We start from the raw sequence: 9,674 nt of genomic DNA on the forward strand, positions 1-9,674 counted from the left end.
TGGTGCACCAACCATCAGCCGACGAGCACCAGCCACCGGCCCCGGCCGGCGACGCGACACCAGCGGAGGACACCGTGGCGCGCAAGAACGACAAGCGCACGCTCGGCATGCGCATCACCGAAGGCTTCCTGCCGATCTTCGGCCCGGCACAGCTCGGGCGACAGGAGGCCGACGGCCGCGGCGTGTCCGACGCCGAGCGCGAGCGCGACCAGGAGCTGCGCACCCGCTTCGAGCGGGTCACCGGCCCCGACGGCCGCAGCTACGTCGTCGAGCACACCGACTGACGCGTCCCCTCCCCGAGATCGGCCCGCGCGTCCCCGGATCGACCCACCGAGGGTCGATCTCGACCGCGCGGGTCGATCTCGCGTCCGGGCGTCACTCCCCGGGGTAGACGACCCCGACCTGGCGGCGCACCTCGTCGAGCGTGCGCATGACCTCGAGCGTCGAGTCCCACGACATGCGCGGGCTCTGCGTCTCGCCGGCGGCGACGCGGCGCGCGACCTCCGCGGCCTGGTACTGCTTGCCCTCGCCGGAGAAGCCGTCGTAGTACCAGGACGCGCCGTCGTGCCGGACGACCCGGAACGATGTCGGCGCGTAGAACGTGCCCTCGACCTCGATGCGGCCCGCCGTGCCCGAGATCACCGCCGTGTTCGCGGTGCGCGACCACAGCGTGGTCGAGAGCGTCGCCTGCGTGTCGCCGTAGCCGAGCACGATGCTCGCCTGCCCGTCCACGCCCGTCTCCGTGAGCGCGCCGACGGCCGTCACTGTCGACGGCGCGCCCAGGAGGTCGTGCGCGAACGACACCGGGTAGACGCCCAGGTCGAGCAGCGCGCCGCCCGCCAGCTCCGGCGCGTAGAGCCGGTGCTCGGGGTCGAACGGGAACCACTGGCCGTGGTCCGCGCTGAGGTTCACGATGTCGCCGATCTCGCCGCGCGCGATCACGCCGCGCAGCGCGGCGACGTGCGGCAGGAACCGCGTCCACATGGCCTCCATGACGAACACGCCCGCCTCGCGCGCGGCGTCGAGCACCTCGACCGCCTCGGCCTCGTTGCGCGTGAACGCCTTCTCGACGAGGACGTGCTTGCCCGCGCGGATCGCGAGCAGGGCGTGCTCGAGGTGGTGCGAGTGCGGCGTCGCGACGTACACGACGTCCACCTGCGGGTCCTCGACGAGCTCGTCGTAGCCGTGGTGCGTCGTGGGGACGCCGTGCGCGGTCGCGAAGCGCTCGGCGCGCACGCGGTCGCGCGAGCCGACCGAGGCGACGCGACCCTGCGTGTGCAGGCGCACCGCCTCCGCGAACGACGACGCGATGCCGCCCGCGCCGAGGATGCCCCAGCGGATCGGGGGCGCGCTGCGCGGGTCGGGGACCGTGCCCGTCACCTCCGCGGACAGGTCGGGGAACGGGTGGACGCCGGAGGCGGCCGGGGACTCGTCCGGGTGCGCGGCGGGCGGCGGGGCGACGGTGCTCATGAGGCCCACGCTATCGCCCCGCGGGCGCCCCACCCAGGCTCGTCCACAGCCCGCACGACGGGCTCGGCACCGCCCGCACCAGCGCCTCCCTCCGCACCGTCCACCACACCTCCCCCGTGCGGGTGGTGCGCGCGGCGGTGCAGCACGTCACGATGGGGGCATGACACCCCCCGCGCCCCGGACCGAGACCGCCGAAGCCGACGCGCGCGCGCCCGAGGCGCGGGCGAGCGCGCGCGACCTCGTCAAGGTCTACGGCTCCGGCCCGACGGCCGTGCGGGCGCTCGACGGCGTCGACGTCGACTTCGCGCGCGGCCGCCTCACCGCGATCATGGGGCCGTCCGGCTCCGGCAAGTCGACGCTCATGCACTGCCTCGCCGGGCTCGACTCCCCGACGTCCGGCAGCGTCGTGATCGACGGGCAGGAGATCAGCCGGATGTCGCAGCGGCGGCTCACGGCGCTGCGCCGCACGCGCGTCGGGTTCGTCTTCCAGGCGTACAACCTCGTCCCGACGCTCACTGCCGCGGAGAACATCACGCTCCCCCTCGACATCGCGCGCACGCGCGTGGACCGCGACTGGTTCGACGAGGTGACGACCGCCGTCGGGCTCACCGACCGCCTGCACCACCGCCCCTCCGAGCTGTCGGGCGGGCAGCAGCAGCGCGTCGCGTGCGCGCGGGCGCTCGTGTCACGGCCCTCGCTCGTGTTCGCCGACGAGCCGACCGGCAACCTCGACTCACGCTCCGCAGGGGAGGTGCTCGCGTTCCTGCGCCGCTCCGTCGACGAGCTCGACCAGACGGTCGTCATGGTCACGCACGACCCGCGCGCGGCGTCGTACGCGCACCGCGTCGTCTTCCTCGCGGACGGTCGCCTCGCGGGCGAGCTGCACGACCCCACGCAGCAGGACATCCTCGACGCGCTCGCGCTCGCCGCGGACGACGCCGCATGATCCGCGTCGCGCTGCGGGGCGTGCGCGCGCACGTCGTGCGGTTCGTCCTGTCGGTGCTCGCCGTGACGCTCGGCGTCGCGTTCGTCGTCGGCACGTTCGCGTTCCGCGGCATGCTCTCCTCCACGTTCGACGACATCATCGCGACGACGCTCACGGCCGACGTCTACGTGCGCGGCGCGCAGGAGGTCGAGGGCGACGCGTCCGGACCGGCCGGCGGCGGCGCGGCCGGCGGGGGCGGGTTCGCGGGCGACCGCACGCTCGTCCCGACGGACCTCACGGCGGAGATCGAAGGCGTCGACGGCGTCGAGCGGGCCGTGGCGGACGTGTCCGGGCCCGTCGTGCTCGTCGCGGCCGACGGCACGGCCGTCGTGACCACCGGGCCGCCGAGCACGGCGTTCTCCGTCGACCCGGAGGACCCGAGCCTCACGCTGCTCGACGGCGCGTGGCCCGGCGCGGGCGAGATCGTGCTGGAGCAGAGCGCGGCGCAGACGGCGGACCTCGCCACCGGCGACGAGACGACGGTCGTGCTCGGCGGGGAGCCGCGCCCCGTGACCGTGTCCGGCGTGTTCGGCATCGAGGCCGCCGCCGCGGGGGCGGTCCTCGTCGGGATCGACGGCGACACCGCGCGCGAGGTCTACGCGCCCGACGGGCTGGTGCCCCAGATCGCCGTCTGGGCCGACTCGTCCGGACCGGTGGACGAGGACGTGCTCGCGGACCGCGTCGCGTCGGTCCTGCCGTCCGGCGCGGAGGCCGTCACGGGCGAGCAGGCGCGCGCCGAGGCGAGCGAGGCGGTCGAGGAGGTGCTCGGGTTCGTCGAGACGTTCCTGCTCGTGTTCGCCGCCATCGCGCTGTTCGTCGGCGCGTTCATCATCGCGAACACGTTCGCCATGTCGGTGCGCGAGCGCCTGCGCGAGCTCGCCCTCCTGCGCGCGCTCGGCGCGTCGCCCGGCCAGGTGTTCGCGTCGGTCCTCGTCCAGGCGCTCGTCGTCGGGCTCGTCGGTGGTGGGTTCGGCGTGCTCGCCGGGGCCGGGCTGGTGCGCGTCATCCGGTGGGGGCTCGCGCTCGCGGGCATGGAGTTCTCGGGCCGCGTCCCGCTCGGCGCGCCGCAGGTCGTGGCCGCCGTCGCGCTCGGGGCGGTCGTCAGCGTCCTCGCGGCGGTGCTGCCCGCGCGGCGGGCCGCCGCGATCCCGCCCGTGCAGGCGATGCGCGACGACGTCGCGCCCGACCGCGGCACCGGCCTGCGGGCCGTGGGCGGCGTGGTCGTCGTCGCGGCGGGCGCCGGGGTCCTGTGGCTCGCGGCGTACCTGGGGTCCTCGGTCGTGGACGCACCGACCGGCTGGGCCTGGGTCGACGGCCTGAGCCCGCGCGTGCTCCTCGGCGTCGGGGCCGGGCTCGTGCTCGTCGGCGTGCTCGTCGGGTCGCCGGCCGTCGCGCGGGGCGTGCTCGCGGTGCTCGCGTGGCCGCTCGTCGTCACGCTGCGCCCGCTCGGCCGCCTCGCGCGCGGCAACGTCACGCGCAACCCCCGCCGCACCGCGAGCACCGCCGGGGCCCTGCTCATCGGCATGGCCCTCGTGTCGGTCACGGGCGTCATCGCCGCCTCGACCCAGGCGTCGGTGCGGAGCATCGTCGAGAACGAGGTGCGGGCCGACCTCGTGGTCGACTCCGCGACCCTCGTCGTGCCCGAGGGCGCGGTCGAGGCCGTCACCGCGACGCCGGGCGCCGCCGTCGTGGACACGGTCCGGCTCGGGTCGGCGTCGGTCGCCACGGTCGGCTCCGGCTCCGGCTCCGGCTCCGGCGACAGCACGGCCGACGGCACGGACGACGGCGCGCGCGGGACCGACGTCGCGGGCGTGCCCGCCGGGTTCTTCGACACCGCGCTCGAGCCCGTGACGCTCGCCGGGGACCCGACGTCCACGCTCGAGGACGGGGACGTCGTCGTGCACCGGCGCACCGCGCGCGAGCGCGGCTGGGAGGTGGGCGACACGCTGCGGCTCGGCGAGGGCGATGCCGCCGTGGAGGCGCGCGTGGGCGCGGTGATCGACAGCCAGCTCGTGGGGACCGGGGTCCTCGTGCGCGACGACGTGTTCGACGCCGTCGTGCCGGCCGCCCAGACGAGCGTGCGGATCGTCTACGTGTCGGCGGCCGACGGCGCGGGCCCCGCGGAGGTCGAGGAGCTGCGCACCGCGCTGACGTCGGCGGTCGAGCCGTTCCTCGTCGTCACGGTGCTCGACCGGGAGCAGACCGCGTCCGCGTTCGCCGACCAGGTGAACCAGGTGCTCGTCATCCTCTACGCCCTGCTCGCGCTGTCGATCGTCATCGCGCTGCTCGGGATCGTCAACACGCTCGCGCTGTCGATCATCGAGCGCACGCGCGAGATCGGGCTGCTGCGCGCCGTCGGGCTGGGACGGCTCCAGCTCGCCGGCGTCATCGCGATCGAGTCGGTCCTCACGGCGGTGTACGGCACGGTGCTCGGCGTCGCGACGGGCATCGGCATCGGCGCCGCCCTCCCGGGCGTGCTCGCCGACGAGGGGCTGAGCACGCTCGCCGTGCCGTGGGGCCAGGTGCTCGCGATCCTCGGCGTCGCCGTCGTCATCGGTCTCGTCGCGAGCGTCTGGCCCGCGATCCGCGCCGCTCGCCTCCCGGTCCTCGACGCGGTGACCGTCGACTGACCCTCGTCCCGCCGAGTGCGTGAGCTCGTCGCGTCCCGGAGGCCCGGGCGCGACCGTCTCACGCACTCACGGGACGGGGAGGGGGTCCGGGGTCGGGGTGCGGTAGCGGCGCAGCGGGGCGTTGCGCCACGCGACGAGCCCGACGACGGCGCTCGCCACCAGCCCGCCCGCCACCAGCGCGACGGGCGCGGACGTCAGCGACGCGAGCACTCCCCCGCGGAAGTTCCCGACCTCCGGGCCGGCGACGCCCACCACGTGCTCGACCGAGGACACCCGTCCGCGGAACTCGTCGGGCGTCTCGAGCTGCACCAGCGCACCGCGCGTCACGACCGAGACGGTGTCCGCCGCGCCGGCGACCGCCAGGCACGCGAGCGCGAGCCACAGCGGCCCCGCGAGCCCGAACCCGGCGAGCGCGACGCCCCACGTCGCCGCCGCGGCGAGCTGCAGCGCGCCCGAGCGCGGCGCCCGTGTCACGGCCCCCGACAGGAGGCCGGCGCCGATCCCTCCCACCGCGACCGCCGAGAGGAACAGGCCGAGGGTGCGGGGGTCGCCGTCGAACCGGATCTCGTTGACGAGCGGGAAGAGCGAGACGGGCATGGCGAGCACGGTCGCCGCGACGTCCGTCGCGAACGCGCCGCGCAGCGTCGGCCTGCGCCACACGATCGACCACCCGCCCGCGGCCGCCCGACGGCGGGGCGCGGGCTCGGGCGTCGCCGCGGCCGGGCCCGTCGTGGCCGAGGGGCCGCCGGGGAGCGGGGGCAGGGGCGGGAGGCGCACGAGCCCGAGCAGCGCGACGACGGCGGCAACCGCCTGCAGGCCGTACGCCGCGGGCAGGTCCCAGCGCGCCAGGACGAGGCCTGCGAGCGCGGGCCCGACGAGCATGGCCACCTGGAACGCGAGGTTCTGCAGCGCGAGCCCCGCCGCCACCTGGTCGGGCGGCAGCAGCCGGGGCGGCACGGTCCGACGCGCGGGCGAGCCGAGCGCGTTGCACGCCGCGCCCGCCGCGACGAGCCCGAGCAGGAGCCACACCGACCGGTTCCCCGCGAGCGCCTGCGCGGCGAGGCCGGCCGCGGCGAGCACCTGCCCGACGGCGGCGAGACGCATGAGGGTGCGACGGTCGTGGACGTCGGCGAGGTGCCCGCCCACCAGCCCGAGCGTCAGGAGCGGGACCGCGGTCGCGAGCCCGATCGTGCCCGTCCACAGCGGGCTGTGGGTGAGCTCCCAGACCTGGAGCAGCACCGCGACGTTGGCGATCTGGAAGCCGAGGCCACCCACGGCCGACCCGGCCCACAGGTCGCGGTACGCGCGGCTCGCGCGCAGCGGCCGCAGGTCGAGGACGTGGTCGCGCACCTCAGCCCTCCCGCGGTGCGGGGTGGCCGGCCGCGTCGAGGCGCTCGACGAGCCGCTCGCGCAGCGACCTGCGGGCGAGCACGCGCTCCAGCTCGACGACGACCGCGCTCAGGGCGTGCGGCAGCTCGTCGTCGATCTCGGCGACGGACTCCTCGGTCGCCCGCCACTCCGCCTCGAGGAGCGGGACGAGCTCGCGCGCCCGGTCGGTGAGCGCGACGCGCCGCGTGCGCGCGTCCGCGCCGGGCTCGGTCTCGACGAGGCCCTCGCGCCGCATCGCGGTGACCGTCTGGCTCATCGCCGAGTGCGTCCGCCCGAGCGAGGCCGCGAGCTCCCGGATGGTCAGGGGGCCGGTGTGCGCGAGCCGGATGAGCGGGTAGACGAAGCGCGGGCGCACGCCCACGATCCCGCGGTCCGCATAGACGGTCTCGATCTCGTCGTCGAGGCGTCGGAGCACGGCGTGCAGGGAGTCCCAGCGGCCAGGGACCGTGGTCGGGTCCAGAGAAGTCATAGCACTGTTATAACAGCACTCATGCGAATCGCAGGACGCCGGTCCGCCGATCACTAGGTTGCCGCCCTAACTAGATAGCCGTACTGTCTAGCCCATGACGTTCGACGAGCGGCTCGACCGCGAGCTCCTGCGCGGCGTGCTGCCGCTGTGCGTGCTCGCGGTCGTCGCAGCCCACGGCCCCACCTACGGCTACGCGATCACGCGGTCGCTCGCCGACGCGGGCCTCGGCACCGTGAAGGGCGGCACGCTCTACCCGCTCCTGCAGCGGCTGGAGGACGACGGCCTCGTCACGACCTCCTGGCACCAGGGCGAGCGCGGGCCGAGCCGCCGGTACTACGCCGTCACGGACCAGGGTCGCGTCGCGCTCGCCGCGGCGACCTCCCGCTGGGACGCCGTGACGACGGCGGCGACCACCCTCGTCGCGGGCGCGTCCGGCGCGCCCTCGCCGGAGGGCGCGATCCTGACCGACGCACCCCCTCCCGACCCCACCCCGACAAGGACCCCCCGATGAGCGACACGACCCGCTACACGATCGAGCGCCGCCACGCGCCGCACGTCGACCCGCGCTGGGCCGAGGCGCTCCTGCTGGAGCTGCGGCTCCAGGGCGTCGCCGGCGCGCGCATCGGCGCGGTGCTCGCCGAGGTGGACGCGCACGTCGTCGACTCCGGCGAGACCGCCCAGGAGGCGTTCGGCGATCCCGTGGCGTACGCGCGCTCGCTCGACCTGCCGGAGGACCCGGCCCAGTCGAGCTCCTCGATCGGCCGGACGGTCGCCGCCTCCGCCGTGCAGACGGTCGGGATGCTCGGCGTGCTGTGGACGCTGCGGCCCGCGCTCGACGGCGCCGCCCTCGTGGTCCCGGCCGGGATGCTCCTCGTCCTCGTCGCCGCGCTCGCGGGGTTCGTCGGGCTGTGGCGCGCCGGCGACCGGCTGCTGCGTGCCGCGCTCGCCCACCCCGTGCTGACCGTCCTCGGGAACGTGGTCGTGACGGCTGCCCTCGCGGCCGTCGCAGTCACGCTGCGCGCCCCGGTCGCCGCCCTGCCCGCGGGCCCCGTCCTCGTCACGGCCGCGCTCGCCCTCGTCGCAGGGACCGTCTGGGGTCTGCGCGAGCAGGGCTCGGGCGATCCCGTCGTCGACCCGCTCGACGACGCACCGCGCGACCGCACCGACCGCACCGGGCGCTGGGGTGTGCTGCTCCTGCCCGCCGTGACGGTCGTGCTCGGCGCGGTCACCCTGCTGGCCCGCTGACCCGAGCGGGACCAAGGTCACGCGCCCCGGCGTCCCGGTGGTGGTCCCCGGGGACGCGTGACACGGTGGGGAAGGCCGGCGGGCACCGGCCTCGCACGGCTGCGGCGCGCCCGACGGCGACCCACCGACTCCACAGGAGGCCACGATGTCCGAGGTTCCCGTCCGCACGCTCATCAGCCCGCTGCGCTACGTCCAGGCCCGCGGTGCGCTCACGCGGCTCGGCGAGTTCGTCCGACCGATCGGCACGAAGCCGCTGCTCGTCGCCGACGACGTCGTGTGGGGCATCGTCCAGGACACGGTCGCCGTGTCCTTCCAGGAGCAGGACCTCCCCCGCCACCGCACCGGCTTCGGCACGTACGCCACCGCCGCGGAGGTCGACCGGCTCGCGCGCGAGATCGACGAGCTCGGCGCCGACGTGATCGTCGGCATCGGCGGCGGCTCGACCATCGACGCGGTCAAGGCCGCGGGCCACCTGCGCGGCATCCGCTGGGTCTCCGTGCCGACCGTCGCGTCCACCGACGCCCCGTGCTCCGCGCTGTCCGTCATCTACACCGAGGACGGCGCCTTCGAGGAGTACCGGTTCTTCCCGCACAACCCGGACCTCGTGCTCGTCGACACGGGCCTCGTCGCGAACGCGCCCGTGAAGTTCCTCGTCGCCGGCGTCGGTGACGCGCTCGCGACGTGGATCGAGGCGCGCGCCGTCGCCGAGGCGAACGCGTCGACCATGGCCGGTGGCCTCCCCCTCGTCACGGGCACGGCGCTCGCGCAGCTCTCGTGGGACATCCTCTGGGAGAACGCGCTGCCCGCGATCGACGCGGTGCAGAACCACCTCGTGACGCCCGCGGTCGAGAAGGTCGTCGAGGCGAACACGCTCCTGTCCGGGCTGGGCTTCGAGTCCGGCGGCCTCGCGGCGGCGCACGCCATCCACAACGGCCTCACCGCCGCGCCCCAGACGCACGGGCTCACGCACGGCCAGAAGGTGAACATCGGCTCCGTGACGCAGCTCGTCCTGGAGGGCGCGCCGACCGAGGAGATCGAGGAGTTCGTGCGCTTCACGACGCGCGTCGGCCTGCCGAACACGCTCACCGAGATCGGCCTGACCGCCGACGACGTGCACGACCTCACGCGCGTCGCGGAGGCCGCGACTGCCGAGGGCGAGACGATCCACGCCATGCCGTTCCCCGTGCGCGTGCCCGAGCTCGTCGACGCCCTGCGTTCCATCGAGGGCTTCTCCCGCCGCGTCCGCGCGGAGGCCGGCCTCCCCGAGCCGGTCAAGCACACCGCCCACTGACGGTTCCCCCGACCAGGCGGTACTGGCCCCGCGACCAGGCGATCGTGGGGGGGGGGGGGTGTCGGGGGGGGCGCGAGGGAAGGGGGGTGGGGGAAAGAACACGTGGGGGGGGGGGAAGGGGGGGGGGGGAACCCACCCGGGTGCTCTTGTCGTCCCCCCACCTTCCCTTTTTCTTCTTCTTTTTTTTTTTTTTTT

At 75.5% G+C, this 9,674-nt stretch carries 9 protein-coding genes; 6 read left to right on the top strand and 3 right to left on the bottom strand.

The features are described 5' to 3' along the window. Positions 1-74 precede the first annotated feature (74 nt). Entirely contained in the window at positions 75-284 is a 210-nt protein-coding gene (locus ACZ4MO_RS11285; RefSeq protein WP_021482922.1) for a hypothetical protein, read from the top strand. A gap of 91 nt (positions 285-375) precedes the next feature. Here ACZ4MO_RS11285 and ACZ4MO_RS11290 read toward each other — a convergent pair whose 3' ends face one another. After that, entirely contained in the window at positions 376-1,470 is a 1,095-nt protein-coding gene (locus ACZ4MO_RS11290) for a Gfo/Idh/MocA family oxidoreductase (RefSeq protein ID WP_175007622.1), read from the bottom strand. A 160-nt stretch (positions 1,471-1,630) separates the two neighbouring features. On the opposite strand from ACZ4MO_RS11290, the gene ACZ4MO_RS11295 reads away from it, so the two are divergent. Both ACZ4MO_RS11295 and ACZ4MO_RS11300 read left to right on the top strand, forming a co-directional pair. After that, a complete protein-coding gene (locus ACZ4MO_RS11295; RefSeq protein WP_175007621.1) occupies positions 1,631-2,416 on the top strand; it encodes an ATP-binding cassette domain-containing protein in 786 nt (261 codons plus the stop codon). Next, on the top strand, positions 2,413-5,085 hold the full coding sequence (locus ACZ4MO_RS11300; RefSeq protein ID WP_175007620.1) for an FtsX-like permease family protein: 2,673 nt from the start codon (positions 2,413-2,415) through the stop codon (positions 5,083-5,085). The genes ACZ4MO_RS11295 and ACZ4MO_RS11300 overlap by 4 nt, the downstream gene beginning before the upstream one ends. 66 nt (positions 5,086-5,151) lie before the next feature. Here ACZ4MO_RS11300 and ACZ4MO_RS11305 read toward each other — a convergent pair whose 3' ends face one another. Then, a complete protein-coding gene (locus tag ACZ4MO_RS11305; RefSeq protein ID WP_175007619.1) occupies positions 5,152-6,435 on the bottom strand; it encodes an MFS transporter in 1,284 nt (427 codons plus the stop codon). Between the two features lies 1 nt (position 6,436). Next, positions 6,437-6,943 carry a MarR family transcriptional regulator gene (locus ACZ4MO_RS11310; protein WP_175007618.1) on the bottom strand — a complete coding sequence of 169 codons (507 nt, stop codon included), beginning with the start codon at positions 6,941-6,943 and terminating at the stop codon, positions 6,437-6,439. A 94-nt stretch (positions 6,944-7,037) separates the two neighbouring features. Between ACZ4MO_RS11310 and ACZ4MO_RS11315 the strand changes: the two genes are divergently transcribed. From ACZ4MO_RS11315 to ACZ4MO_RS11325, 3 genes are all read left to right on the top strand, one after another. Next, positions 7,038-7,454 (top strand): helix-turn-helix transcriptional regulator, encoded by a 417-nt coding sequence (locus ACZ4MO_RS11315; protein ID WP_175007617.1) that lies wholly within the window; start codon positions 7,038-7,040, stop codon positions 7,452-7,454. Beyond that, a complete protein-coding gene (locus ACZ4MO_RS11320) occupies positions 7,451-8,188 on the top strand; it encodes a hypothetical protein (RefSeq protein WP_175007616.1) in 738 nt (245 codons plus the stop codon). Before ACZ4MO_RS11315 ends, ACZ4MO_RS11320 begins: the two co-directional genes overlap by 4 nt. Positions 8,189-8,333: 145 nt before the next feature. After that, complete coding sequence (locus tag ACZ4MO_RS11325; RefSeq protein WP_086149135.1) at positions 8,334-9,479, top strand: glycerol dehydrogenase; 1,146 nt, start codon at positions 8,334-8,336, stop codon at positions 9,477-9,479. Positions 9,480-9,674: the final 195 nt, after the last annotated feature.

Source organism: Sphaerisporangium cinnabarinum (genome assembly GCF_055567015.1).

What these genes read in the sequence shown, in the direction of transcription:
- ACZ4MO_RS11295 (WP_175007621.1), top strand. Translation starts at nt 1,631, where the DNA reads ATGACACCCCCCGCGCCCCGGACCGAGACCGCCGAAGCCGACGCGCGC.
- ACZ4MO_RS11320 (WP_175007616.1), top strand. Translation starts at nt 7,451, where the DNA reads ATGAGCGACACGACCCGCTACACGATCGAGCGCCGCCACGCGCCGCAC.
- ACZ4MO_RS11315 (WP_175007617.1), top strand. Translation starts at nt 7,038, where the DNA reads ATGACGTTCGACGAGCGGCTCGACCGCGAGCTCCTGCGCGGCGTGCTG.
- ACZ4MO_RS11325 (WP_086149135.1), top strand. Translation starts at nt 8,334, where the DNA reads ATGTCCGAGGTTCCCGTCCGCACGCTCATCAGCCCGCTGCGCTACGTC.
- ACZ4MO_RS11310 (WP_175007618.1), bottom strand. Translation starts at nt 6,943, where the DNA reads ATGACTTCTCTGGACCCGACCACGGTCCCTGGCCGCTGGGACTCCCTG.
- ACZ4MO_RS11300 (WP_175007620.1), top strand. Translation starts at nt 2,413, where the DNA reads ATGATCCGCGTCGCGCTGCGGGGCGTGCGCGCGCACGTCGTGCGGTTC.
- ACZ4MO_RS11290 (WP_175007622.1), bottom strand. Translation starts at nt 1,470, where the DNA reads ATGAGCACCGTCGCCCCGCCGCCCGCCGCGCACCCGGACGAGTCCCCG.